20 protein-coding genes and 1 pseudogene are annotated in these 26,505 nt (G+C 64.0%); 9 read left to right on the top strand and 12 right to left on the bottom strand.

Annotated features, from left to right (window positions below; all coding sequences use genetic code 11):
* Positions 1–115: 115 nt before the first annotated feature.
* The 5 genes from U1737_RS09780 to U1737_RS09760 form a co-directional block, all read right to left on the bottom strand.
* Entirely contained in the window at positions 116–1,333 is a 1,218-nt protein-coding gene (locus tag U1737_RS09780; RefSeq protein WP_332796642.1) for a dicarboxylate/amino acid:cation symporter, read from the bottom strand.
* Between the two features lie 28 nt (positions 1,334–1,361).
* Entirely contained in the window at positions 1,362–1,955 is a 594-nt protein-coding gene (locus U1737_RS09775) for an FMN-binding negative transcriptional regulator (RefSeq protein WP_332796641.1), read from the bottom strand.
* Positions 1,952–2,929: an alpha/beta hydrolase gene (locus tag U1737_RS09770; protein WP_332796640.1), complete on the bottom strand. Its 978-nt coding sequence runs from the start codon at positions 2,927–2,929 to the stop codon at positions 1,952–1,954. Before U1737_RS09770 ends, U1737_RS09775 begins: the two co-directional genes overlap by 4 nt.
* Before the next feature lie 117 nt (positions 2,930–3,046).
* On the bottom strand, positions 3,047–3,757 hold the full coding sequence (locus tag U1737_RS09765; protein ID WP_332796686.1) for an AraC family transcriptional regulator: 711 nt from the start codon (positions 3,755–3,757) through the stop codon (positions 3,047–3,049).
* Between the two features lie 116 nt (positions 3,758–3,873).
* Entirely contained in the window at positions 3,874–6,090 is a 2,217-nt protein-coding gene (locus U1737_RS09760) for a TonB-dependent receptor (protein ID WP_332796639.1), read from the bottom strand.
* Positions 6,091–6,285: 195 nt separating this feature from the next.
* On the opposite strand from U1737_RS09760, the gene U1737_RS09755 reads away from it, so the two are divergent.
* From U1737_RS09755 to U1737_RS09745, 3 genes are all read left to right on the top strand, one after another.
* Positions 6,286–8,463: a prolyl oligopeptidase family serine peptidase gene (locus U1737_RS09755; RefSeq protein WP_332796638.1), complete on the top strand. Its 2,178-nt coding sequence runs from the start codon at positions 6,286–6,288 to the stop codon at positions 8,461–8,463.
* Complete coding sequence (locus U1737_RS09750; RefSeq protein WP_332796637.1) at positions 8,460–9,491, top strand: histone deacetylase family protein; 1,032 nt, start codon at positions 8,460–8,462, stop codon at positions 9,489–9,491. Before U1737_RS09755 ends, U1737_RS09750 begins: the two co-directional genes overlap by 4 nt.
* 253 nt (positions 9,492–9,744) lie before the next feature.
* The gene (locus U1737_RS09745) at positions 9,745–10,134 is read left to right on the top strand and encodes a hypothetical protein (protein ID WP_332796636.1); all 390 of its coding nucleotides are present in this window, start codon (positions 9,745–9,747) and stop codon (positions 10,132–10,134) included.
* Positions 10,135–10,352: 218 nt separating this feature from the next.
* Here U1737_RS09745 and U1737_RS09740 read toward each other — a convergent pair whose 3' ends face one another.
* Positions 10,353–10,820, bottom strand: a complete 468-nt coding sequence (locus U1737_RS09740) for a GFA family protein (RefSeq protein WP_332796685.1) — start codon at positions 10,818–10,820, stop codon at positions 10,353–10,355.
* Between the two features lie 735 nt (positions 10,821–11,555).
* Here U1737_RS09740 and U1737_RS09735 point away from each other — a divergent pair.
* The 3 genes from U1737_RS09735 to U1737_RS09725 all read left to right on the top strand — a co-directional run bounded on the left by U1737_RS09735 (position 11,556) and on the right by U1737_RS09725 (position 14,313).
* The gene (locus tag U1737_RS09735) at positions 11,556–12,329 is read left to right on the top strand and encodes a hypothetical protein (protein WP_332796635.1); all 774 of its coding nucleotides are present in this window, start codon (positions 11,556–11,558) and stop codon (positions 12,327–12,329) included.
* Positions 12,330–12,651: 322 nt separating this feature from the next.
* Positions 12,652–13,209, top strand: a complete 558-nt coding sequence (locus U1737_RS09730) for an EF-hand domain-containing protein (protein WP_332796634.1) — start codon at positions 12,652–12,654, stop codon at positions 13,207–13,209.
* Between the two features lie 51 nt (positions 13,210–13,260).
* Positions 13,261–14,313 carry a hypothetical protein gene (locus U1737_RS09725; protein WP_332796633.1) on the top strand — a complete coding sequence of 351 codons (1,053 nt, stop codon included), beginning with the start codon at positions 13,261–13,263 and terminating at the stop codon, positions 14,311–14,313.
* 232 nt (positions 14,314–14,545) lie between these two features.
* Here U1737_RS09725 and U1737_RS09720 read toward each other — a convergent pair.
* Both U1737_RS09720 and U1737_RS09715 read right to left on the bottom strand, forming a co-directional pair.
* Positions 14,546–15,316 (bottom strand): annotated as a pseudogene (locus U1737_RS09720) (SDR family oxidoreductase).
* Positions 15,316–15,645: a nuclear transport factor 2 family protein gene (locus U1737_RS09715; RefSeq protein ID WP_332796632.1), complete on the bottom strand. Its 330-nt coding sequence runs from the start codon at positions 15,643–15,645 to the stop codon at positions 15,316–15,318. The pseudogene U1737_RS09720 and the gene U1737_RS09715 overlap by 1 nt, the downstream one beginning before the upstream one ends.
* 119 nt (positions 15,646–15,764) lie before the next feature.
* On the opposite strand from U1737_RS09715, the gene U1737_RS09710 reads away from it, so the two are divergent.
* Complete coding sequence (locus U1737_RS09710; protein WP_332796631.1) at positions 15,765–16,670, top strand: LysR family transcriptional regulator; 906 nt, start codon at positions 15,765–15,767, stop codon at positions 16,668–16,670.
* A gap of 200 nt (positions 16,671–16,870) precedes the next feature.
* On the opposite strand, the gene U1737_RS09705 is transcribed toward U1737_RS09710, so the two are convergent.
* The 4 genes from U1737_RS09705 to U1737_RS09690 form a co-directional block, all read right to left on the bottom strand.
* Entirely contained in the window at positions 16,871–19,267 is a 2,397-nt protein-coding gene (locus U1737_RS09705; RefSeq protein ID WP_332796630.1) for an FtsX-like permease family protein, read from the bottom strand.
* A 10-nt stretch (positions 19,268–19,277) separates the two neighbouring features.
* Positions 19,278–21,695 carry an ABC transporter permease gene (locus U1737_RS09700; protein ID WP_332796629.1) on the bottom strand — a complete coding sequence of 806 codons (2,418 nt, stop codon included), beginning with the start codon at positions 21,693–21,695 and terminating at the stop codon, positions 19,278–19,280.
* A gap of 114 nt (positions 21,696–21,809) precedes the next feature.
* Entirely contained in the window at positions 21,810–22,490 is a 681-nt protein-coding gene (locus U1737_RS09695) for an ABC transporter ATP-binding protein (protein WP_332796628.1), read from the bottom strand.
* 8 nt (positions 22,491–22,498) lie between these two features.
* Positions 22,499–23,746 carry an efflux RND transporter periplasmic adaptor subunit gene (locus U1737_RS09690; RefSeq protein WP_332796627.1) on the bottom strand — a complete coding sequence of 416 codons (1,248 nt, stop codon included), beginning with the start codon at positions 23,744–23,746 and terminating at the stop codon, positions 22,499–22,501.
* Positions 23,747–23,907: 161 nt separating this feature from the next.
* Between U1737_RS09690 and U1737_RS09685 the strand changes: the two genes are divergently transcribed.
* Together U1737_RS09685 and U1737_RS09680 are read left to right on the top strand one after the other, a co-directional pair.
* A complete protein-coding gene (locus U1737_RS09685) occupies positions 23,908–25,122 on the top strand; it encodes a sigma-54-dependent transcriptional regulator (protein WP_332796626.1) in 1,215 nt (404 codons plus the stop codon).
* On the top strand, positions 25,112–26,308 hold the full coding sequence (locus U1737_RS09680; RefSeq protein WP_332796625.1) for a sensor histidine kinase: 1,197 nt from the start codon (positions 25,112–25,114) through the stop codon (positions 26,306–26,308). The genes U1737_RS09685 and U1737_RS09680 overlap by 11 nt, the downstream gene beginning before the upstream one ends.
* Positions 26,309–26,505 lie beyond the last annotated feature (197 nt).

Here is a 26,505-nt window from a genome sequence, read left to right as displayed (position 1 = left end):
CCAAGCTGCGCCAGAGCATATCGACGATCTGTTTGCTGGAGGCGAGATGTCCCGTAGACCGCAGGGGCAGCAATATCGCGGCCAAGTAACGAACGCCTTCCTGAATGGATCACGGCTAGGTGTTAGCTCGATCGACGATCAGCGTAAGGGCAACGTCCGCCGTAACATTCCCGATAGTGCGGAAGATGTCGGGGATGGTCTCGACCGCGAGCAATAGCGGTAGTATCTCGACCGGTACACCCATCGCCAGACAAACCGGTCCGATCGAGGTGAAGAACGACACCTGGCTCGGCAGGCCGACCGCCGCAAGGCTGACCACGGTGGCGACGATCACGCCGATGACGAACAGGCCGGGGCCGATCGCGATGCCGTGTAGCGCCGCGACGTACAGGGCGACGGCGAAGTTGGCGGCGGCGCTGGTGATGCGGAAGATCGACACCGCCATCGGCAGCACCACGTTGCGCACCGGCTCGCGAATCTTCAGCGGACCGCTGGTCGCGTCGATCATCGCCGGGAGCGAGGCGATCGACGATTGCGTGCTGCACGCGATCGCCTGCGCCGGCGCGACCGCCCTAGCAAACCGGCCGATGCCAACCCCGCTGGCGACACGAACGACCGGATAGACCAACACTGTGACCGCCGTGCAGGCACAGACGACGATGGCGACATACTGCGCGATCGTGCCGGCGGCGGCGATACCGGCGCGCGACCCCGCCACGGTGGCGAGCGCAAAGACGCCGATCGGAGCGAGCCGAAGGACCCAGTGAACGATCACCATCAGCGTGTCGGTGAGGCCGTGGAACAGGCCAATGAGACCGACCCGCCTGGACCCGTCGATACGCGTGGCGGCGAACCCGAACAGCAAGGCGAAGGCGACCAGGGGGACCATCTCGCCTTCCGCCGCAGACTTGAAGGGATTGACCGGGATGAAGCTGAGCAGCCAGTCGCCAGTGATCGCAGTGGCCTGCGCGGGCATCGCGCTGGCCATGCCGAGGCTGCCGAGCGCGCCGGGCGCCACCGTCCAGATCGCCAGCAAGCCCTCGACCACCAACCCCGCGACGAGCGCCGAGCCCGCCAGGCCGATCGCGATGAACAGCAGGGCGCGACCCGCGACGCCGCCGGCGCGTGCTGCATCGGCGGCGGACGCGATGCCGGTGACGATCAGCGCGAACACCAGCGGCACGATGGTGATCCGCAGGCCGCCAACCCACGCTTTGCCGATCAGTTCGGCGACTGGCGTGACCCGCGCGGCGAGATCGGGGAAGCGGGTGAGTAACAGCCCGCATGCCAGGCCTGCGATCAACGCGGCCAGGATCCGTTGGGTCAACGTCATGCGGTGGCCTCATAGGCGAGCGTGTGCGTCATTCGCGGTTCAGTGGGCAGCGGTCGCCCTGATAGCGCATCGCACGGGCCAGGTCGCGGTTCGGGTGGCCGGCGACGATCTCGGCGAAGGTGCCATCGGCCTCGTCCTGCCCGAGCTTGAACACTGCCTCGCACGACGTCACGGTCGCGCGGAACGCGACGATGTGCTCGATCATGCGGTCGTAGCGATCACCCATCGCGTCCACCTGCCACCCGCCCTCGGGCTCGAGATGAGCAGCGAGCTGGCGCAGGGCCGCATCGGTCTCGCTTGCCACGAACGCAATCTCGGCGACGATGCGCAGCGTAGCATAATTCCACGTAGCGCCCCAGATCGGGTTCGACACCAGTCTCGGGGAGACATAGCCCTGCGGCCCGTTGAACAGGATCAGCGCATGGGGATCGGCCTCGAACGCGGCGACCTGCGGATTGCCACGGGCGTAATGACCGAACAGTGACACTAACATCCCCTCCCCGTCGCATTCAGCGAGCAGCGGCAATGGGGTGGCGTCGAAATCGCGCGAGACCACCCAGGCTAGCGGGTGCGCCGCGATCAGTGCGGCGATATCCGCCGGCGCATGCGGTGCGAAGCTCATGAATGGCGCGCACCGAGCCGAGCGGAGAGCCAGTGCGCGGCGTCGTCGAGCGCACGATCGGCCAAGGCGGCGATCGACATCGCCTCGAGAAAGCTGTGCGTCGCGCCGCGATAGACCTGCGCCTCGACCGCCACGCCGGCCGCCGTCAGACGCGCGGCCATCGCCAGGTTGGCATCGGCTAGGATGTCGCACTCGGCGATCGCCAGGAATGTCGCCGGAAGGCCGGCCAAGTCGGCCTTGAGCGGTGCCACGAGGGGATCGGTAAGCGCAGCGCTATCAGCGGTATAGTTGTCCCAGAAGCGATCCATCTCGGCGATCGTCAGCATATAGGCGGGGCCGTCGAACCGCGCATAGCTCTGCGTTGCTGCGGGATCGAAGGCACCGTAATTGAGCAGCGTCGCCACAGGCAGCGGTTCGTTCGCGGCGCGCAAGGCTAGGCAGGCGGCGACCGAAAGGTTTGCCCCGGCGGAGTCCCCGCCAATCGCGATCGCGGCGGGATCGATGCCGAACGTGGCGGCGTCGCGGCGCAGCGCGCGAAACGCATTGACCACTTCGTTGAGCGCGACCGGATATTTCGCCTCGGGCGATAGGCTGTAATCGATGCCGATGACGACGATACCGGCGCGCGCGGCATATTCGCGCATCAGGCGATCGTGCGTGTCAATGCTGAACATCGTCCAGCCGCCGCCGTGGATATAGAGCAGGGCGGGTGGCGGCGCGGTCCGTGCCTCCATGTGCGGGCGATGCAGCCGCGCGCGGCAGCCAGCGATCACCGTCTCTGTCGTCTCGGCCATCACAGGGCCACCGGCGCGCCACCGCTCCCGTACCGTCTCCGCCGCCGCGCGCCGTTCAGGCAGCGGCAGCGCGTCGAAATCAGAGAACTGACCGTAGCCGTGGTTCAGCGCGGCGATGAACCCGCGAATCTCGGGATCGACGTCATCCTGCTCGGCCATTGCCTCGATCGTGGAAGTCATGCCTCGTCCTGCTCCGTTTCGGGCGCTGCCGGCCCGGTGTCGATCTGATAGGGGCTGTCCGGTTGCGCGAAGACGGCGGTCAGGCCAAACATCGCCGCAATCGGGCCAGCTGGCGATTTACGGTAGTGCGTACATGCTGGGCGGTACGCCATAGGCGCGGCGGAACATCGCGGTGAACGCGCTCGGACTGTCATAGCCGACGTCGAACGCGATTGTCGTTACCGGCCGCCCCGCCGCCATCAGCGACAGCGCCTGCATCAACCGCACCTGTTGCCTCCATACGGCCAAGCCCATCCCGGTCTCGCGCTTGAACGCGCGGGTAAAGGTGCGACGCGCCATCCCGGCGATGCAGGCGAGCTGATCGACATCGCGATTGTCCGCCGGGTCGGCCAGAATGGCCTTGCACACGCGCAGCAGCCGCTCGTCGCTCGGCATCGTCGCGCCGTAGGGAGCGATCGGCATCGCCGCGACCTCGTCGAGCAACACCTCGACGATGCGGCCCGCATGACCATCGCAATCATATTCGTGGCCGAACGAAACGACCTTTAGGATCAGCGCGCGGAGGAAATCGCTGACCTCAACCACCCGGCATTCCGGCGCCTGGGCATATAGAGCGGGATCGATGTAGAGCGTGCGGAGCGACACCGGGCCACGACACGACACTTCGTGCGGCATGTTGGCGGGCAGCCATACCGCACGCTGCGGCGGGACCACAAAACTGATCGCTGGCGTCACCACCGACATCACGCCGGAACAGGCATAGAGCACCTGAATACGGTCATGGGTATGGACCGGATCGACGAAACCCGCTGGGTATTCGTCGGTCAGGCCGCATACCGGCCGGGTGCAGGTTTCGAAATTGTGCGAATGCTCGATCGGCCGGATCCCTACAATATGCCCTCGATCGGCGCGAAACTGCCTGTTTCGCGCCGATCACGCAATCGTCAACGAAGTCCGAAGCGCAGGCTGGCGCCGATCGTGCGGGGCCGCGTTACGCTGCCGGCGAACGAGAAGGGCGCGTTGAGGATGCCATATTCGTCGAACAGGTTCTTGGCGAACACGCCCGCCTCGATGCCGTCCGCGACGCGGATCGAGGCGTTGAGGTCGATCAGGCTGTAGTCCCCCTTCTGCAGCGCCGCGCCGAACGCGACCGGCGCCTTCGACAGATAGCGATGCGCGATCCCGATGCGCGGACGCAGCGGGGAATTTCGCAGTTCGAAGTCGAGCTGGTTGGCGAGTATCCATTCCGATGCGCCGGGCAATCGCGTGCCCGCCGCATAGCCGCCGCCGGCGGCCGAGCTGTCCGGCAGCAAGCCCGACAGGCGCGCATCGTTATAGGTCAGGTTGGCGGTGTAGGTCAGGTTGCGCGATGGGCGGAAGACGAGCGACATTTCTATACCTTCGATCTTCGCACCGCCGCCATTCACCGTATAGGCGTTGAAATCGACCGGCGTGAACAGCCGCGACTGGATGTCGTTCCATTTGATGTGGAACGCGGCAATATCAAACGACATCGTGCCCGGCACCAGATCGAACTTCGCACCGACCTCGTAATTTTGCGTAGAATCGCTGGCGAATTCGAGCGGTACGCCGGTCGCTACGGCATAGGTATTGATCCCGCCGATCCGGAACCCTTCCGAGTAGAGGCCGTACACGGTCAGCTGGTTGCTGGGCTTGTAGGACAGCGAGACCTTGGGCACGAACCCCGATTCGTTGCGCGTGCCGGGCGCATAATCGAACGGTGCGATCAGCGCGGCGTTGGGTAGGAATTGCAGTCGCGGCCGCGACTTGTATTCGAACAACCGACCGCCGACGGTCAGCGTGACTACGTCGGCAAGCGTGTAGGACAGTTCGCCGAATGCCGCGGTTTCGCGCACGCGGCTGGTCCCGATGGTCCGGCGGAGCAGATCGCCAGGTGCGAGCACGCTACCCGCCTGGCCCCCGAACAATGCCGAGTTGGCATCGATATAGGCACCGATCCCCTCGACGAACGCACCATCGGTCGAATCCGAGCGAAGCTTGGTGTAATTGCCGCCGATCAGCCAGGTGAACGGTCCAGTCCCGCTGGAGGCCAGGCGAAGCTCGCCATAATCGGTCTTCGACCTCCCGACCGAGCTGGACAGCTGCGGCGTGTCGGTACGTGAATCGTTGCCGCCGAAGATCGAATCGTCGAACGCCAGATTGGCTTTCTTGATGGTATGGCTGCCGATCGCGGTGAGGTTTGCGAAGCCTAGCTCCTGATCGAGCCGTAGGCTGAACAGCTGGATCTCGGTATCCTGGAACTCGTCGACATTGGTGTTGCGATCGTACGTCTTGGCGTACGGATCGGCGCCGAACTGTACGTAGGTCTGATCATCGAGATCATATTCCTGATACAATCCCAGCGCAGCGATCTTGGTCGTTTCGGTCGGCGTGAAGACGATCGAGCCGCGCAGGCCGCGCACGCGCAGATCGTTGCTGCCCTTCTCACCCGTGCCGGTATTGTTGAGATAGCCCGCATCGTAACGCTGCAATCCGACCAGGCGCACCGCCAGCTTGTCGGCGATGATCGGCAGGTTGATCATCGCCTTGGTCGCATAGCTCGCGTCGCCCGAGCGCCGGGTGGAGGAGACAATGCCCTCGGCCCCGGCGTCGATCGCGGACGGATCGGCTTCGTTGACAACATAGTTTATCGCGCCGCCTAGCGACGACGATCCGAACAGCGTGCCCTGCGGGCCGCGCAGGACTTCGACCTGCTTTACGTCGAACGAGTCGATATCGGGGATGACCAGGGGAAAGCCTGGCTCCACCAGCGGAATCTGGTTGATGTAATAGCCGGTCGTGGCCTGGTTCGCCTCGTGATAGGTCGTCGATGCCACGCCGCGGATCACCACTTCCGACACGCCGGGCTGGTAGTCGTTGAACACGACGCCGGGGACACGGGTGATATAGTCCGACAGGCTCTGCGCATTGAGCCGCTGGAAATCCTGTTCGGTGACTGCCGAGACCGAACCAGCGATATCCCGTGTAGATTCGTTGCGCTTCGTCGCGGTGACGACGATATCCGTCGCCTCGGGATCGACGGCGGTCGCGGATTGGGCGAACGACGCCGCGGGCGCGAAGGCTATCGCTGCTAACGCGGTGGCGCTAACCCGGCATAAGAATGAAATATTGTTGCGCATTTTCGCCCCCTTCGAAGTGTCCCGAGGCAAGGTTACGAGTATTTGTGACGCTTTCGAGCGCCGTGATGGCGCTAGCTGGGTCGATGGCTGTTGCGTTTGGGCCAAACTGGCGGTGAGCCGGACGTATCGATTGCTGAGGTCGGGCGCTCGCCCCTACCCTCGCTTCAGACCGCCCCATGAGGAACGCCGACTGCCATGTCGCTCGCCACATACCCCTTCGCCCTGTCACGTCGCCGCTTCCTGGCGGAGGTTGGCGCCGTCGCGATCCTGAGCGGCGTGACGGTGCCAGCGCGCGCCGCTGGCCGCGCGCTGCCGCCCCCGCCAATCACGCCGCGTATCCCGTTTGTGCGCACTCAGGTCGGAAGGACGCGGACCGACCCCTATGCTTGGATCAAATACGTTCCAGCCAGCGGGCAACGCAGCATTGAGACGCTGCCCGCGCCGGTGCGCGAGCATCTGCTGGCCGAAAATGCTTACTCTAGGGCGGTACTGGAACGCGTGGCGGCGGACGAGGCCGCGTTTTTCAGCACGATGCAGGCGCGCTTGCCCAACGGCGATGCCGAGCCCAATCTTACAAGAGACGGGTGGGCATATGACACCGCGTATCCCGACGGATCGCACGCGCTCTATTCGCGCCGTCGCATCGGATCGTCGGTCGTCGAGACGCTGCTCGACGAGGCGGTGCGCGCGAGCGGCGAGGCCTATTATCGCACGACCGGACAACAGGTCAGCCCGGATGGAACGTGCTATGCGTGGGCAGAGGATGTCGGCGGCAACGACCGACATCGTATCTGCGTACGCGATATCGTCAGCGGCGCAGTACGGACGCTCGTCGATAGCGACGCGTACGGCTATGGCGGGCTGATCTTCTCCCCCTCGTCGGACTGGTTGTTCTGGATCTGGCGCGATGCGCGCAACCGGCCGACCCGCGTCTATCGCACGCCGGTAAAAGGTGGCGCGCGGGTCTTGGTGTATGAGGAGGCCGACCCGGCGATCTTCATGCAGGTCAGTCGCACCGCGGCTGACGGGTTCGTGACGATCACCCTATCGGGGCCGGATACGAGCGAGGTGCGGTTGATCCCCGTCAAGGGCGAGACGGACGCACCCGTGGTGGTATGGCCGCGCGCTGAAGGGCGGCGCTATTCCATTGAGGAATGGAATGGCGACCTGGTCGCTTTGATCGAAGATGCGGATGCGCTCGACGGCCGGATCGCACGGGTCGATCGCGGCACTTTTGTTGAACGGGGTGATCTGGTGCCGCACCGAGGGGGCACGCAAATCCTGCAAATGGCCTCGTTCCAGGGCGCGCTTGTGCGGCTCGAGCGGCGCGACGTGCTGCCGCGCATGGTGCTGACCCTGCCGGGCGGTGAAGAAAGGGAAGTCACAATCTCGGGCAATGCGTATGCGTTGACCATACCGATCGGACAGGACCATCGCGGCACTACGTGCCGGGCGATGATCGAAACGCCAGCCAGCCCGCCGCGCTGGGTCGACGTCGAACTGACCAGCGGGCGCAGCACGGTGATCGCAACGCAGCGCATCGCCGGGTTCGATCCGGCCCGCTTCGAGGTGCGGCGGCTGTTCGCGACAGCGGCGGACGGCGCACGCGTGCCGATCACGCTGCTGACTCGTAAGGGCGCGATTGCCGACGGCACCGGACCGTTGTTGCTATATGGCTATGGCGCGTACGGCGTGTCGAGCGAAGCACTGTTCGATGTCGCGCCAACGGTCTTGGTCGAACGCGGATGGAGCTACGCCATCGCGCATGTCCGCGGTGGGTCGGAAAAGGGCCGCCGCTGGTTCCTCGACGGGCGACTGCATGCCAAGTATAACAGCTTCGGCGATTTCGTCGCCTGCGCGCAGCACCTGATCGCCGAGCGCCACGCAGCGCGCGACAAGGTAGTTTCGTACGGTTTGTCAGCGGGCGGGTTGCTCGTCGGCGCATCGCTGAACGCCGCGCCCGAACTATGGGCCGGGGTCATCGGTTCGGTGCCGTTCGTCGACATGCTCAACACGATGAGCGATGCCGATCATCCGCTGGTGCCGCTGTTCCGGCCCGATTGGGGCGACCCATTATCCAGTGCGACGGACTATGATTACATGGCCTCGATCTCCCCGTACGAGAATGTCCGGCGCGCGGCTTATCCGCCGCTGCTGACGACCGCCGGTCTTAAAGACGACCGGGTGGGATATTGGGAACCGGCAAAGCTGGTTGCCGAGGTGCGCGCGCGATCGACCTCCGCCAGCCCGGCGATGCTGCTGACCGACATGGCCGCCGGACACCAGGCCAGCGGCGGGCGCGAGGCCGAGAACCGCAAGATGGCGCGTTTCTATGCCTTCGCCCAAGGTTGTGTCGAGGGGATGTTCGCATGATTACGGTGTTCGATCCGCGCCAGCTGTCGCACGCACCGCGGCGGGAACTGCATAATGGCGGGTGGACGGCTTATAACGAGACCCCTGAGCGGGCCGCGACGATAATGGCGGCGGTCGGCCCGGCGACACCAGCCCGCGATCATGGCATGGCGCCGCTCGAGGCAGTGCACGACGCGGCGTATCTCGACTTTCTGCAGGTTGTGCATCGCGACTGGATAGCGGCGGGACGCGAGGGCGATGCGATCGGCTATACCTGGCCAGTGGTGGGCCGGCGTGACCTGGACCTCTCGCGGATCGATGCGCGGCTCGGGCGGTACAGCTACGACGCCGGAACGCCGATCACGGCCAATAGCTGGACCGCGGCCTATTGGTCAGCGCAGACAGCGTTGACGGCGCTGGACGTGGTCGCGCAAGATCGTCAGCGCGCTGCGTTCGCGCTTTGCCGCCCACCCGGGCACCATGCCGGCGCTGACTATCTGGGCGGCTATTGCTTCCTCAATAATGCCGCCATCGTCGCGGTAGAAGCGCGCCGGATTGGACTGGGGCCGGTCGCGATCATCGATGTGGATTATCATCATGGCAACGGCACGCAGGATATTTTTGCGGCTGATCCAAACATGCTATTCGTATCGATCCACGCCGACCCGGCGACCAATTATCCGTTCTACTGGGGGCATGCCGACGAAGGAGGCACTGGCGCGGGGATCGGCACGACGCTAAACCTATCGCTGGCGCGCGGTACCGACTGGGCGGGGTATCAACCGGCGCTGGATCGCGCGCTGGCGGCGATCGCGGCATTCGGCACGCGTTTCTTGGTCGTCTCGTTCGGCGCGGATACCTATGCCGGCGATCCAATCTCCCACTTCGCGTTTCAGCGGGACGATTTCACCCTATTGGCGGCGCGGTTGGCGACGCTGGACGTGCCGAGCGTGATCGTGATGGAAGGCGGTTACGCAACCGCCGCGCTAGGGAACAACGTAGCGGCCTTCCTGCGGGACGACGCGTGGAGGTGCCGTGATACGGACTGACGGGTAACATATTGCCTATCGTACTCATGCCTACGGCCCGTGGGCTGACGCTCCGTTGCGAACTCCACGTGAGTTTGATCGTTTGCGAACAGGTTATCCCCATGCAGACTTATAAGCTGTTCAGACTGTCCCCTTTCCGATCGAGGAAGATTAGTTAGACCGCGGACGCGTACTTGGGGGACGACGACCCACAATCGGACGCTCCCGCCCATTCCCTCGCTTCCCAACTTCGGACGCTGGTTCATCTTGGCGAATGACCAATTTTGAAGCCCGGCTATCAGCTCGCGAATGTCGTGATGTGGGCAGGTTAGCGGACTGGCCGCTATTGGAAAGACAGATGGCGTTAGTGGACGTTGCCGGACGCTGCGGCCTCCTCAAAAGGTTCAAATATCGGGAACTGCCGGATCTGGAGAAAACCGCGGCGTCAATCCAGCTACGAGTGCATTCTAGCCATCAAGTACATCAGCAACAGCAAGACGGCGATCGTGATGACGGTGAGCATCGCGATTGGGAGGAGCAACCCGGCGCTGTTGTCGTGCCGCCAAGCCAGCATGAGAAACGTTGCTATCACGCCTATCGTAAGCCCACGCGGACCGAAGGCAACGCTTCCTACACCGACAATCAGGACAGCCAAGCCAACTGAAACCCCAACGCGCGAAGCTGTTTTTGAGGGTTCCATCGGTCTTACGATGTCACCGACGGGCGTGAGGCGCAACATAAGCATGCCTGCCGATGCCGATCCCCTGGAGTTTAGACGGCGGTAACAATCCCGCGAGGAGTAGAATTCCGGGAATGTCGGGCTTGGGAAGGATTGCGGACCGTTGGCTTTGGAGACCGGATCCCCAGGAAGCGGACGTTGACCTATGTCTTCAGTGGCCAATCTACGGTGTCAAAATCAGGGTGCTGGAATGATATAATTCCTGCCAGATGAGCGGCGGCTCGCGGTTCATCTGTTGGGTGTTCCGGCAAATTTGCCAAAGCCTCAAAATCCGCGATGCGCTCAGGAGAACAAAGCTGCTCGCACAGATTGATCCAGTGAGGTTTGTCCATAGCGCCAAGCGCGAAACTGATGTTTCCCTTACCGTACTCGAACGTTAGGGGCGTGCCACAATCACGGCAAAACCCACGACGCACTTTATTTGAACTTCGAAAATAACCGGGCTGGCCTCGGGTCCAGATCACTGCGTTGAAGGGCGCTCCGACGTAGGGTCCGAATAACCCGCCAGTTGCCTTCTGGCACATTCGACAATGGCAGATGGATGCGTCTTCAAGTTCGCCCTCAACCCGGAACCGCACTGCTCCGCACTGACATCCACCGGTACTGATCATCATGACTTGAGGGTTTCATATTAGCTATAGATTCGCAACGGTGCGGAACTGGAACGGGCGAGTTGGAGAGGAAGCGGACTGGCGGCTTTCGGGTCCGCGCTCGGGGAAACCTACCACCGAATGTGCCTGTCAAATCCGCCCGATTTCGCACCGGCGGATGCACCGGCTTCCTGCCGTTCTGGGGCTGACGCGGAATCAGTAATTTTATAATCAGAAGCAGAGGAAAAGGGGGAGGGCCTACTCTCGCTTAAAAGTTGAAATCAAGAAATATGACCGCTAGCATTCGATATGCGCCTACTCATTCCATATATCAGTTCACGAACGCTTATTATTGGTGGAACTCTCGTTGCGTCCCTTAGTTCGTGTGCCACCGATCGGCCCGGTGCTCTTGGGCAGCGCGTAATTCTCGCACAGCCATTCGAGGTCGTTCAGGCGGATAGTCTACCTCCCGCGATTTCGTGGAAATTGGAAAGCTTATCGAAGATTGATCCCGACCATCCCATTGCGCCGGATGGCGACACACAGACACTTAGCTTGTTCGGGCGTGAGGATCTTATTGCAGCGTCTAGCGACGATTATCCACCTACTAATTGCTTGCCATTAGTCCCGGGAACGGCGGCTATAGACGAGGTTGCTCGTAGGGCCGGGAAGACATCCATAGTCATTATCAATGAAAGCCACGAGCGATCGCGGGGCCGCTGGTTTACTGCTGAGGTAGCTCAAAGATTGCGCCCATTGGGTTACGATACGTTAGGTCTGGAAACACTGTCGAACCCGCCCGCCACAGTACCGAAGCGCTATCTACCTCCACTTCTGGGCCAGCCGGACCTACCATATCTTTCCGATAACGACGGCCAATATTCTTCAGAGGCGGGTTATGGACGGCTCGGGCGGCAAGCCAAGGCTCTTGGCTATCGCCTTCTGCCTTATGAGGACAATACACACAACGAGCCGAGCAAAGGCGTCAGCCAGAGCCAGCAGATTGCTCTTCGAGAAGAGGCGCAGGCCAACAATCTAGCAGCGTTCGTGAAGAGCCACGCGGCTGCAAAGCTGTTGGTTCATGTGGGCTATTCGCATGCCGCCGAAGTTCCTCGGGCCGATGGTCAGAAATGGATGGCCGCACGACTTAAAGAAAAGACCGGCATTGATCCTCTTACTATCTCACAAACGACATGCCGGGGGGGTAGCGAAACCATGCGACTAGCGACCCTGCCTTCTGACCAGCCTGCTGGAACGTTCGATCTAATCATCGACCATCCAACCGAGCGGTTTACGCGCGGACGACCCGATTGGCGTAAGATGGCAGGCGACAGAATCATTACCATTCCCCTCACATTGCGACCTGCAAAGGGGTGGCGTGTGATCGAGGCCCGCCCCTTAGGTGAGCCGGATACCTCGGTCCCGATCGATCGAGTAGCAATCCGCCCAGGTGAGGACATCGGCTTGCTGTTGCCGCCTGGACGCTACCATGTCCGCGCAATCAACGTGGCTTATTCCAACCGCAAATAAGCATCAGCGGACAGGTAATTCGTGTTGGCCTGTTGATTCAAAGCTTCTGGTTTTTGCATCAGGGATGACCGGGATGGAAAAGATCGTCCTGAACGAATGACTGCTTCTGACGGCTCAGATTTTTAACTCGGGCGTCCGGATCTGGGCGAAACTGTTGGGCATCGCAGGGCTGCCAAGATCTAACAAGCGACACTCACAGGTCGTTTCCTCCCCCTTAAATTAGACGCTCATTCATCCTTTGGGTTTGCCGCATGCTGGCGCGACAGCTTGGACGTCCGAGGGCGCTGCCCGGTCGGGAGCGACGGGAGACTTGCGACCTCGCATGGACTTCAACGAGACGGATAGAATTCAGATTTTCGTCACCCCCACGTCATCCGATCCGGTGCACCTTCGCTCAATGGTGATTTTCCTTGCAGCATTCCTCGCGACTACTTCTGCCGATCCGGTCGGCGAAACCCGCGCGCAGAACGAAGCCAAGGCTCCGGCGCTGCATAACCGCCTCGATGCGGACCACGACGGCTTTGTGACTTATGCCGAAATACGTGCTGCCACCTTGGCCATGATCGTGCCGAAAGCGCAGATCTTAGCGCAACTGCCGAACGATCGCATGTCCCATGCCGAGTTCGATCGCGCGGACAGTGGTCACGACGGGCGAATATCGGCAGATGAAGCGGTCGCTGGTGCAAATAGGACATTCGATGAGGCCGACATGGATCATAACGGCCTCCTTACTCCACAGGAGCGCGGCGCTTACATGGCGCGCTCGCTTGCGGCCCTTCAGCGCGAAATCTCAACGTGGAAGCCACTGCCCTGCCAGCCCGGTGCGGCTTGTTCCACCGCGCGCGATCGTAGCTCGAGACCGCTAAAAAGAGACCCGTAACGGTCGCCCCATTTGGCACATCGATGACTGCCCCGTTCCGAGGATCGCAGGATGGTTCGACAAAAAACTGCATTCATTTTGAGGTGCCTTGCCGTCAGCGCATTGCTTGCAGCGTCTCACTCGGCCGCCCAAGCCCAATCGGCATCAGTTCAGGTTCCGATCCACGAGATCGATCTGTCCGACGGAACGCGGCGCTATGTGGTGACGATCGAAATCGATGGCCACCCCATCGACGCCGGCCTCGATACTGGTTCGGTTGGGTTGCGCGTGCTTCCAGGCGGTATCGACACTGCGGCGACCAAGACGGTGGGACCGGTGCAGCGATATAGCTACGGCGCCGGCACCACTCTTGAGGGACCAGTGGTGCGAACGGCGGTCTCTGTTGGGGGCCTGCAGAACGGTGGCCGCTGGCAGATCATTCGTGCGATCGGATGTAGCGCTGCACGTCCCGATTGCCCTGCTGCCCATGTTGATCCACGCAAGTTCGGTATCCAGGGCAATGGCCTTGCCGGCGAAGGGTTTCGCGCGATCCTCGGTGTTGGCCTGGCAAACGCCGACCTGCCCAATCCGTTTCAAGAGATCGGCGCGCACCGCTGGATCATCGAACTTCCCAGGCCCGGCGAAACCTCTAGCGGGCGCTTGATCCTGAACCCAAGCGACGAACAGGTGGCCGGGTTCACATCGCTACTGCTGGCGGATTCGCATCGGTCGCGGGCGAACGACGCTGTGCGCGCATGTTTGGAGCACGACGGCGGAAAACCCATATGTGCGCCGACGCTGATCGATTGCGGGGCCCCGGGGATCGAACTGGTCAACCACCGCGCCGACACCGGCTGGACCGAGGGCATGGGGGCACGGCTAACCTTCGAACAACCCACTGATACGGCGCTGGGAATTCGCTTCAGCGTAGGCCGCAGGGCGCAAGCATCTCGGTTCGATGCAGTCGCCGATCCGCGGGTGGATGGCGTCCGCATCCGGTCGGGCCTGTTGACCTATTTCGCCTACGACGTTCTTTACGATGCCGATCGCGGCTCGATCGCGATCAAACCACGGCCAGCCTATTCGGATGGGGTTGCTGCAGTCGATGGCGATCATTCAAATTAACCAAGAAGCCGACATCTATGGCGCCCTCTCCTCGCGCCATTTCCAGGCCAGACGAAGCCGCTTCGCGGCTAAATCGACCCATAGTCGACCACTCGCGTGCCCTGCCCTGCTCCCCAACTTCAGACACTCATTCAGGAGAATTCGAATGGCCGCACCCGACCAGCCCGCTCGGCTATCTTGAGCTTAGGACTGTGCCAACGGGCTCAGAACGGGCCGATCGCGACGGCGCATCTCACACCGTGGGAATAGTGCCGCCGTCGATCACGAACTCGGCTCCCGTGATGCTTGCCGCGCGGTCGGACGCCAGGAAGGCAATCAGGTTCGCCACCTCCTCGGGCGTGGACGGTCGTCCCAGGGGGATACCGCCTAGCGAATCCATAATGATCCGCTTTCCCTCTTGCGGGCCGCCTGCACCGCCAAGCCGCTTGGCCAGCGCAACGGCTGCCTCGGTCTCGATCCAGCCGGGAGACACCCGCACGACGCGTACGCCCGCCGGCGACACCTCCTTCGACAGACTTTTGCTGTAGGTCGAGAGCGCAGCTTTGGCGGCCGCATAGGCGGTCGTCGCGTCCGGCAGCGGCATCACGTGCTGGATCGAAGTCACGTGAATGATCACACCTGTATCGCGCGACACCATCTCCGGAACCAACGCGCGATCGAGGCGCACCGCCGGCATCAGATTGAGGTCGAGCTCCTTCGCCTATTCCGTTTCGCCGAGTGCGGCGAACCCTCCTGCTGGCGCCGATGATCCGCCAAGCATGTGCACGATGATATCGACCCCACCCATCCGCTCGCGCACGGTATCGGCTAACGCCGTGCACCCCTCGGCGGTCGTGAGATCCGCAGCGACGAACAGCGCGTCAGGCAGGCTTTCGGGCTTCGTGCGGGCGGTCGTGATCACGCGCGCGCCGAGTTCGCGGAACAGGGCGACGGTCGCGGCTCCGGCACCACGCGTGCCCGAGGTAATGAGCGCGCGCCTGCCCTCCAGCGAGAGGAACGGCATCATGGCTTGATTTCCAATGCGGTGACCTGTTCGCCGGCGAGTGTGAACAGGTATCGCAGATCGACCGGGCTGCCCGGGAAGTTGCCGACAACGTGACTGGTCACGATCGTGCGGTCGCCCTCGTCGGCGATCGCGAAGGGCTCGACGGTATAGCGATATTCCGCGCTCGCGTTCGCCTTCCATGCCCGGATGGCGTTGCGGCCGGTGTACGTGTGACCTTCGTCCCGGACGACGGCATCGGTCGTGAAGCAGTTGGCGACGGCGGCGGCGTCGCCCGCTCGGTCCACCTCAAAATATCCTGCGATTGCGACCGGCAATTCAGTGGCCATGACTTTCCTCCAGTGGTTGCGGCAGAGCGGACGCTGCGCCTCAGCCACGCAATCTATGGGTGGACGGCCTCCACGATAATCGGGATAAAAGGGGATGTCGCGTTACGGAAATCAGAACAATGCCACGATCGGGACTGGTTGAACTGGAGGCGGTTCTCGCGATCGTCCATCGTGGGTCGTTCCGCGCGGCGGCTCTCGATCTCGGCATATCCACGACGGCGCTCAGCAACGCGGTCGGCAAGCTGGAGCGCACGATCGGCGTGCGCCTGTTCAACCGCACGACACGCAGCGTTTCCCTGACGGATGCGGGCCGGACGTTCGTGGGCCAGATCGGGCCGGCGGTGGAAAGCATCCATGACGCCATGAACACCGCGCGGTCGCAGCAGGAGACACCGTCCGGCACGCTGCGCATCAATGCCTTTGCTACCGCCGCCCGCGAAATCCTGTCGCCGCTGATACTCGAGTTCCTTCGTCGTCACCCCCAGGTTCACATCGACCTCGTCACCGAGGGGCGTCTCGTCGATGTCGTGGCAGAGGGCTTCGACCTCGGCATTCGCTCGGCCGACCTGATCCCGACCGACACGATCGCTATCCTGCTCGGGTCTCCCCGACGCTTTTCGGTCGTGGCGTCGCCGGCCTATCTGGAAAATCGCGAGAAACCGCGCGTGCCGCACGACCTGCTGGATCATCCGTGCATTCGCGTGCGGTTGCCCAATGGCGCGCTCTATCGCTGGCATTTCGAGAAGGACGGCCAGTCGGTCCAGATCGACGCCGAGGGGCCGATCACGCTGGACGAGGCCAGCCTCTCGCGAATTGCCGCGCTCGATAGTGTCGGAATCGGGTTCTTCATGGAGGCGGACGTTCGCGAAGATATCGCGTCCGGCCTGCTCGTCCAGATGCTGGCGGACTGGACTCCGCCGCTCGCACCATTGTGCCTCTACTATCCGAGCAGGCGAAATCCTTCGGCGGCCTTCACGGCATTCATCGAACTGGCCCGAGAGGTCGCAGGGGCGCAGGGGCGCTAAGGCCCACAAGCCAACATTCAAGGTGCCCTACCGCCTTCCCAACTTGAGACACTCATTCATCTTCACGCTGCGCTGAGCTTGACCCTTTCGGCCTGCACCTCGTCCAGTCGCTTTACCTCCATCAGACCGTTGGCGTCATGGTAGTTGGCTAATTGGGCATGCCATTGCCCACCGGCATCAAACCCGCCTGCCTCAGCCTCCTAAAACTGGTGCAGCGCGTGCGCGGGTTCGGCTCGCGCGACGCCCCATGCCTGGCTGGCAACCGTCGCGGCAGCGATGATTAGCGCGAGCGCGCTGGCGGCGACGAAATAGACCGGCGACAGGGTGATCCGATCGTCGAATCCACCCAACCAGTGCGACATCGCGAACCACGCGATCGGCCACGCGATCACGTTCGCAAGGAGGACCGGCTGGAGGAACTGGATCAGCAGCAGCCGCATAACGTCGCTGGTCGAGGCGCCCAGCACCTTGCGGATACCGATCTCCTTCACCCGGCGCATGGTGTCGAACGCAGCCAGGCCATAGAGCCCGAGACACCCGATCGCGACCGCCAGCACCGCGCCGGTCGTGAACAGCCGCGAGCGCTGGACGTCCTGGCGATAAAAGGAATCGTATAGTTTCTGGTCGACCGTGATTGCGCCCGACGGCACATTCGGAGCAAGGCGACGCCATACCAATTCGACCCGCGCCAGCGTCGCCGCGACGTCGCTATTGGTACGAATGACGAGGACCGGAGCAGCGCCGCCATCCGCTCGATAGCTGTACGAGACAGCATTCAGCGGCTCGCGCGGAGTAGCGAAACGCATGTCGCCGACGACGCCGATGATACGCGCAGTCCGGTCGCCCTGTGCGATGACCTGTCCGACGGCGGCGGCGGGGGTTGTAAAGCCTAGGCGCTGGATCGCCGTGCGGTTGAGGATGACATTGTGGTCGCGCGTCTTCGTGCCCTTATCGTCCTGCTCCTCGTCGATTGCGAAGCGGCGTGGGTCAAATCGGCGACCGGCGAGCAGCGCGACGCCATAGGTCTCGAAAAATCGCTCGCCGACGGTCGCCTGGAGAATCATCGGCGGTTCGCCGGTCGCTCCGGCACGGTGCATGGCGCTGATCGAATAGCTGCCCCCGGTGGGTGCGATTCCACTGGTCGTGGTAGCTACAACTCCTGAAGTGGCGCGGATCGCGATGGCAAGCGCTGTGCGTTGCACGCGATCAACAGCCGCGGCACCATATCCCGGCACCATGATCAAACCGTGGCGCGAGAAACCGATATCGGCGTTCTGGACATGCCGCGTTTGCGCGACGAGTATTCCGGTGCCGATCATCAGTGCGATCGCGATCGCAAACTGAAAAACGACCAGCATCTTACGTAACCGCGCGCCCGGACGATCGCCGCCTGGCGTTCGCGCCGATGCCAGCACTCCCGCGGGTTGAAAGCGCGAAATCACGAAGGCGGGATGGAACCCGGCAAGAACCGACACCGTCACGATCAACACCGCGAGTGGGACCAATATCGAGTCCGATCCCCAATAGACGATCGCTAGGGTGGTGCCGCCGGTGGCGTTCACAAAAGGCAGCGCGACTTCAGCAAGCGCCAACCCGACCAGCGTTGCCACGGTCACCGCGATCAACGCCTCGCCAAGCAACTGCACGACGAGTGCTCCACGGGTCGCGCCGACGACCTTGCGCAGCGCAATTTCACGCGCACGTAGCGCGGCGCGCGCGGTTGCGAGATTGATGTAGTTGATCACCGCAAGCAGCAGCGCGACGGTGCCTACCGTTCCGAGTACGGTAGCAACTGTCCCCACGGTGTCCGCAGCAAGATGCACGTCGCCCAGCGGCACGATGCCGGTCTTGGCTATATCAACCATGCCAACTGGAAAATCGGGATCTGGGTGGCGTTTGACGAATGCCGCCAAGTCGCGCGCTACGCGTGCGGCGGCGGCATCGTCGGGAAACGACAAGAAAGTCCGGAACCCCTTGCCGCGCTGTGCCGTCGCATCGGGCGGAATGGCCGTGAACAGGTCGCTAGCGTAGGATATGTTGCCAGGCAGCGGCCGCAATACCGCTCCCACCCGGTACAGATGGGGCGCACCATCGAACAGGACGGTCAGCGTTCGCCCGATCGATGAGCCTTGCCCGAAATACGTCTGCGCGGCGGTGGTGGTTATGACGATGCCATCGGGTCGCGCGAGCGCGGCAACCGGATCGCCTTCGGCCGACGGAAACGGGAAGAGCTGGAAGTAGGCCGGGTCGACCTGTCCCATCGTTTGCGCAACGCTGACCGTACCGTTCTGAACCGCGACGTCGTACTGGAGCAAGCGCGCGCCCGTCGTGCCAGGATAGTCAGCCTTCATCTGGGCCAACATCGGCGGCAGCGAGGGAATCTCGACCTTCGGATTACCGGGAAACTGGAGCGTGCGCTCGATCATCCAGACGCGCTCCCACCCCGGCAGCACGCGGTCGTAGTTGGTTTCGAACCGGACGAACAGCATCAGTACCAGGAACACTGCGATGCCGAGTGCGAGCCCGCCGATGTTGAGCATCGCATACAGCCGATGCCGGGTGAGCGAACGGTACAGCGTCAGGAAAGCTGTTGACATCGCTCGGCCCCTATTCGTGGCGCAGCGCGCGCGCGGGTTCGGCACGGGCGACGCGCCACGCCTGCCCGAAGACCGTGCCGCTCGCGATCAGCACCGCGGCGAGCGAGGCGCCGACGAAGAACAGCGGCGACAGCGCGATCCGGTCGTCGAACCCGCCAAGCCAGCGCTGCATCGCGACATAGGCAAGCGGCCACGCGACGAGGTTGGCTAGGATCACGGGGCGCAGGAATTGCCCGATCAATAGCCGCAGCACCTCGGCGGTCGACGCGCCGAGCGTCTTGCGGATACCGATCTCCTTCACACGCCGTGCGGTGTCGAACGCCGCCAGGCCATAGAGCCCGATGCAACCGATCAGCACCGCGAGCACCGCGCCGATCGTGAACAGCCGCGAGCGTTGCGCGTCGGCCTTGTAATAGCGCTGGTACAAATTGTCCTCGACCGAGCGCGCCTCGAACGGAACGCCGGGAACGACGCGCTTCCATGCCGCCTCAAGCCCCGCCGTCATCGTCTTCGCATCGGCGCCGGCATAACGGACCGCCGCGAACGGCGAGAGGATATCGACGGTGTTGTAGGTATAGGCGACCGGCGTGACGGCATCGCGCGGGCTCCTGAAGCGCAGGTCGTCGACCACGCCGATGATCGTCGAGTCCCGTTCGCCGTCGTTGATCGCCTGCCCCAGCGCCGCGGTCGGTGACGCAAAGCCCAGCGCGGTCACCGCCGTCCGGTTGATCACCACATTGGGCCCTGCCCGCTTGCGTTCGGCCATCGTCAACAGGCCGCGGTCGTCGGCATGCGCGGCGTCGAACAGGCGCCCCGCGACGAGGCGCGCGCCGTACACGCGAAAATAGTCGCGACCCGTGCCGACATCCATCAACGATATCTTGGCGCCGGACACCCCAGCCCGGCTGTATCCCGAGAAATTGGTCGTGCTCTGGTCGCCCGGGGCATTGTTGGCGACGGTGACGCCGGTGACGCCGGGGGCTGCCGCGAGGCTGCGCAGGATCGCCGCGCGCTGCGGGGAGTCGATCCCGCCGGTCATCAGCGAGCGGACTATCATCAAGCCGTCACGGCGAAAACCGAGATCGGCGTCACGGATATGCTCGGTCTGTTTGAGCATGACCCCGGTGGCGATGGCGAATGCGATCGCGATCGCAAACTGCACGACCACCAGCGCACTCCGCAGCCTCGTGCCGCTACGCCCACCGCCAGGCGCGCGCGTCGAGGCGAGCACCGCCGCCGGGCGAAACCCCGACAGTACGAACGCGGGATACAGCCCCGCGACCAGTGCTATGCCCAGGACCAGCAGGACTAGCGGCAGGACGACGCCGTCCCAACCGACATAGCGGATCGCCAGCGACGTTCCGCCAAGCGCATTGACGAACGGCAGCGCGATCTCGGCGAGCGCGAGCCCGATCAACGCCGCCACCGCGACGGTCGCCAGCGCCTCGCCCAGGAATTGCCGGATGAGCGACCGCCGCGTGCCGCCCAGCACCTTGCGCATCGCCACTTCGCGCGCGCGCAGCCCGGCACGGGCGGTGGCCAGATTGACGTAGTTCACGATCGCGATCAGCAGCGTAAGCAGCCCGACCGCGCCCAAGGTCGTGACGATCGCGCGATCGCCCGGACTATACAGATGCATCGCAGTCAGCGGCCGCAGGGACTGGAAATACTCGCCTTTCTTGAGGCTGCCACCCGCATAAGCGTGGCGATCGAGAAACGCGGGCAATTGCGCCTCGAACGCGCGCGCGGCGGCATCGCTGGGGAAACGCAGGAACGTGGTCAACGACGCGCTGCCCCAGTGCTCCCACCATTCGTTGCCGAAGCGCGTGCGCGACAGTTGCGCGAACATCTCGCTCTTGAAGGTGACGTCGTCGGGCATGTCGCGCAGCACCGCCCCGACCTTGTAGGGATAGGTCGTCCCGTCGATCGACAGTTGCAGCGTCCGGCCGATCGCCGACTGGCTCCCGAAATATTTCCGCGCGGTCTTCTGCGTGACCACCAGGCCGTTCGGATCGGCAAGCGTTGCTGTCGGATCGCCCTCGACCGCGGGAAAGCGCATGAGATCGAGGAAGTTAGGGTCGACTGTGCCCAAGTCCTCGGCGGTCGCCTGCCCGCCCTGCTTCACGGTCGCGGCCATGTTCATGTAGCGCGTACCGACCAGCTGCGGGTAATCCGCCTGCAGGATCTTGAGCTCGCTGCCCATCGTGTTCGGATTGGTGTCTGCCGGATAGCCCGGCATCACATAGCGCTCCTCCATCACCCACAACCGGTCTTGTTGCGGCAATACGCGGTCGTACCCGGTCTCGAACCGCACGAAGAGGAACAGGACGAGGAACGTCGCGATCCCGAGCGCGAGACCGCCGATGTTGAGCAGCGCGAACAACCGGTGATGCGCGAGCGAGCGATAGAGACTGGAGAGCGCGGACATGGCGGTTCCTTCAGGCGTCGCTGACTGGCGTGGGGCTGGGCTTGGTCGCGGCAAGATGGCGGACGAGCACCACCACGAGCAGCAGCAACACGATCATCTGGAGCGAGCGGCGCATCAGGCGGCGCGCCGCGCCGAGGAGAGGATACGCCCGTCGAGCATTTGCACCGTCCGCTTGGCGATATCGGCGTGCGACGGGCTGTGTGTGACCATCACGATCGTCGCGCCCTCCGCATTGAGCTGGCTGAGGATGTCCATCACCTGCGCGCCGTTCTCGGTATCCAGGTTGCCGGTCGGCTCGTCCGCGAGGATCAGCCGCGGTTCGCCGACGATGGCGCGGGCGATCGCCGCGCGCTGTTGCTGGCCGCCCGATAATTGGTGCGGGTGATGACGCTGGCGGTGGGCGATGCCGACACGGTCCATCGCCGCCGCCACGCGCTCCTTCTTCTCGCGCGCGGGCATCGTCCGATAGGCCAGCCCCAGCGCGACGTTCTCGGCGATCGTCAGCTCGTCGATCAGGTTGAAGCTCTGGAACACGAAGCCCAGCCGGTCGCGGCGCAGCTTGGCGAGCTCGGCTTCGGGCGCATGCGCGATGTCGGCGCCCTCGAACAGGTACCGGCCGTCGGTCGGCCGGTCGATCGTGCCGATGATGTTGAGCAAGGTCGATTTGCCGCACCCCGACGGCCCCATGATCGCGACGAATTCCCCCGCCTCGACTGCGAGGTCGATGCCGCCGAGCGCGGTCGTCTCGATCTCGTCCGAGGCATAGGTGCGGCTGAGGTCCTGCAGGTGGATCATATCGAATCCTATCGGATGAGAAGGGTCTGGAAGGGGGTGTAGGTGCCGAGCGCGGTGGTCACGATCCGCTCGCCGGGTGCCAAACCGGAGACGATTTCGACCTGGTCGGGATTACGCCGGCCGGTGACGATCGCCCGCCGGACGGCCTTCTTGTCGCCGTCGAGCACGAACGCGGTGGTGCCGCCCGCATCGAGCCAGCCGCCCAAGGGCGCGACCACTGCGGGCCGGTCCGCGCCGAGCACGAGCCGTACGTCGACCGTCTGGCCGCGGTTCAGTCCCGTGGGTACGGGACCGCGAAAACCGAGTTCGACGCGAAACCGACCTTCGGTCACCTGCGGCAGGATCTTGATGACCGACATCGGATAGCTGCGTCCGTCGATATCCGCGGTCGCCGCCAGCCCGGCCCGGAGGCGCCCTAGGTAGAATTGGTCGACATCTGCGGTCAGCTTCCACTGGCCCTCGGAGTCAATCTGCCCGACCGGGTCGCCGGCCTTGAGTGTCTGGCCGGGCTGCAGCGTGAAGGCGGTGAGCCGTCCCGCGACCGGCGCACGCAGCACCAGTGCGGACAGGCTCGCGCGGACCATCGCCAGGCTCTCGCGCAACTGCCGCGCGGTGGCGGCGATCCCCGAGGACTGATCCGCCAGCGTCGCGCCCGCCTCCGCGGTCCCGCGATCGAGCGCCGAAACACGCGCCTGCTGATAGCCGACATCCTCGCGCACCGGATCGATCGCGGCGCGCGTGATGATCCCCTTGTCGTACAACACCTGCTTCTGCGCGAGCAACGTGCGCGCCTTGGACAGCGCGTTGCGTGCCTCGGCGAGATCGCGTGCGCCATCCTGCCGGGTGTTCTGGACCGACAACCGCTGGCCGCTGATCGCGCTCAATTGCCCGACGATCTCGGCCGAGCGGCTGGCGACGTCCAGTTCGAGCGATGGATTGGACAGGCGCGCGAGCGGAGTACCCGCCGCGACTATGGCGCCGTCGCTCGCGGCGAGTTCGGCGACCTGTCCGCCCGAGATCGCGGTGACGAACACGGTCCGCAAGGGTGCGACCTCGGCACGTAGCGGCACGAAATCGCGGAACGGCGCGCGCACGACGTCACCGGTCCTGATCGCTGCGGCGTCGACGGTCAGCGCATTGGCGCCGGGCATCAATAACCACAGCAGCACCGCCGCGGCCACTACTGCGAGTACAAGCCCACCGCGTACGATCCGCTTGCGCCGCCGGGCGTGCGGACGCTCGATACGCCGGTCCATCGCAGCGCCAGTTCCAGGCAGGGTCGTCTCCGTCATGCGGACAGTGTACGGGATCGAACCAAGCAAACCTAAGTCGCTGTTATTACCCTGCTTCTTACGGAAAGCACCGGAGTAGTCACTTCTACTGTACCAACTGTCCGTTTCCGGACACTATGCCGGCCATGTCAACCGAATCGCATATCCTCGTGATCGACGACGATCCAGACATCGCCAAGGCGGCGCGGTTGTTGCTCGAGCGGCACGGGATGCGCGTGTCGACCGCGGCGAACCCGGAGGCGGCCTGGGTCTTGCTCGCGGGCGAAGCGATCGACGTCATCCTACTCGATCTGAATTTCGCGCGCGGACGGACCACCGGCGAAGAGGGCTTCACGATGCTCGACCGGCTGATCGCGGCGGACGCGCGCGCCGTCGTGATCGTCGTCACCGGGCATAGCGGGATCGCGGTGGCAGTGCGGGCGATGCGCAGCGGCGCGACCGACTTCGTGATCAAGCCCTGGAACAACGAACGCCTGCTGACCACGGTCGAACGCGGTTTGGCGCTGCGCCGCGCGAGGCGGGAGACCGCCGCGACACCGCCTGTCCATGACGGCATCCTGCTCGGCGAAAGCGCCGGGATTGCCCGCGCCCGCGACCTGATCGCCCGCGTCGCGCCGACCACCGCGCCGATCCTCGTCCACGGTGCTGCGGGCACCGGCAAGACGCTGATCGCCCGGCTGATCCATCAGGCCTCGCCGCATGCCCATATGCAGCTCGTCACGCTGGATGCCGAGGCGGCGGACGCCGCAGCTATCGCCGAGTGCACTGCGGCCGCAGCTGGCGGGATGCTGGTGATCGACCATATCGACCGATTGCCTCGCGCGCTCAACGGCGTTCTGCTGGCTGCGTTAGATGGCATTCGCGTCATAGCGACCTCGCGGCTGGATCGCATCGGGATCCGGGGGGCGATCGGCGAAGACGTGCTCGACCGGGTCGCCACGATCGAAATCCCGTTGTCCCCGCTCGTCGATCGCGTCGGCGACGCGGTAGTGCTCGCCCGCCATTTCCTCGCGCTGTTCGCGTACCGCCATGGCAGGCCGAGCATTGCGCTCGACGAAGATGCCGCGCGCGCGATCGCCGCGGATCGCTGGCCCGACAACGTCCGCGGTCTGCGCCAGACGATCGAACGCGCGGTACTGCTCGGCAATAGCGACCTCATGCTTTCACCCGCTAACGCCGAGCCCGCAGCGTTAGCGCCCGACCTGTCGCTGGCCCGCAACGAAGAGTCCCTGATCACCGCAGCGCTCGAACGCCATGCCTTCAACGTCAGCCGCGCCGCCGCCCAGCTCGGACTGACCCGCGCGGCGCTGTATCGACGGATGGCGCGCTATGGCCTCTGACCAAGTGCGCGCGATGCTGCGCGCATTGGTGATCGCCGCGGCCGGCGCTGGCGGGGCGGTTGCCGCCATGCGCGGCCTGTACGCGACCGCATTGCTTGCGGCGCTGATCACGGTCTGGATCGCCGCGCTCGACCTGGTCGATCGCGGTCCTCGACGGCCGCCGGCACCTCCGCCCCCCGCGCCTGTTTTCCCCGGAGAAGAGGAACGGCGCCGCTTGAACGCCTATCTCGATCTGTCGCCCGCACCGCTGGTCGCGCTCGACGACGGTCGCCTGCGCGTCGTCAACCGCGCCGCGCGGCGCTTGCTCGGAGCCAGCGATCTGGTCGCCGATCCACCCGAGGGGCTCGTCGCAGCGCTCTCGGAGACCCGCCCAGGCCGGACCGCCACGATCGACATCGGCCACGACGCCGACGTCCGCAGCTTCGCGCTTTCCACCGGCGATCTCGCGCTGACCGGCCGGCTGACGCGGATCGGCGCGTTGATCGACATCGACGCCGAACTGAAGGCCGCTGAGGCCGCTGCGTTGCGCGAGCTCGTCCAGGTCCTGAGCCATGAGATCGTCAACGCCCTGACCCCGATCGCCTCGCTCGCCGAGACCGCGGTGGCGATGCTTAACGACCCCGACCCGATGCTGCCCAAGGTACGCGACGCGGTCGAGACGGTCGCGCGCCGCGCAGCCAGCCTACACCGTTTCGGCGAAAGCTACCGTGCGTTGGCGCGGCTGCCGGCCCCCTCGGAGGAACGGATCCCTCTCGCTGGGTTCGTCGGCGATTTGGCAGCATTGTTTGCCACGAGATGGCCGACGATTGCCTTCACGACCGACCTCCTTGAGGCACCCGCCAATATCCTGGCTGACCCCGATCAGTTGACTGCCGCGCTCTGGGCCGTCTTGCAGAACGCAGCCGAGGTATTGCACGATTCGCCCGGTGCACGCGTCACGCTCACCATCACGGCCTTAGTCGGCCAAACGCAGTTCACGATGACGGACACCGGCCCGGGGATTCCAGCCGCGAACCAAAGCGACATCTTCCGCCCCTTCTTCACCACCAAGACCGAGGGCACGGGCGTGGGTCTGGCCCTCGCCCGGCAGATCTTCCGTGGCCATAACGGCGATCTCAGCCTCGCACATTCTCTACCCGGTAAAACGCGGTTCGACGGCACAGTGCCTTCCAGTCCGACCAGCTAAACAGGCATCAGCGAATATTAATGTATTGAACACATCAATTAAACCGGAAGCCCCACTTTCGGCCGCGCAGAGACTACAAGGCGCCGCCCGAAACAGAGATCTTGTTTAGCATCATCGACGGCTGATCAACCACATTTCTAAACCGGCGGTTTACTGCGCATGCGTATACTCGATTGACCGATTTGGGCCGATGGAGA

This window comes from Sphingomonas fucosidasi (assembly GCF_036663855.1).
GTDB classification, from domain to species: domain Bacteria; phylum Pseudomonadota; class Alphaproteobacteria; order Sphingomonadales; family Sphingomonadaceae; genus Sphingomonas; species Sphingomonas faeni_B.
The sequence above is the reverse complement of the archived record's forward strand: the minus strand, read 5'-3'. Positions and strand labels throughout refer to the sequence as shown.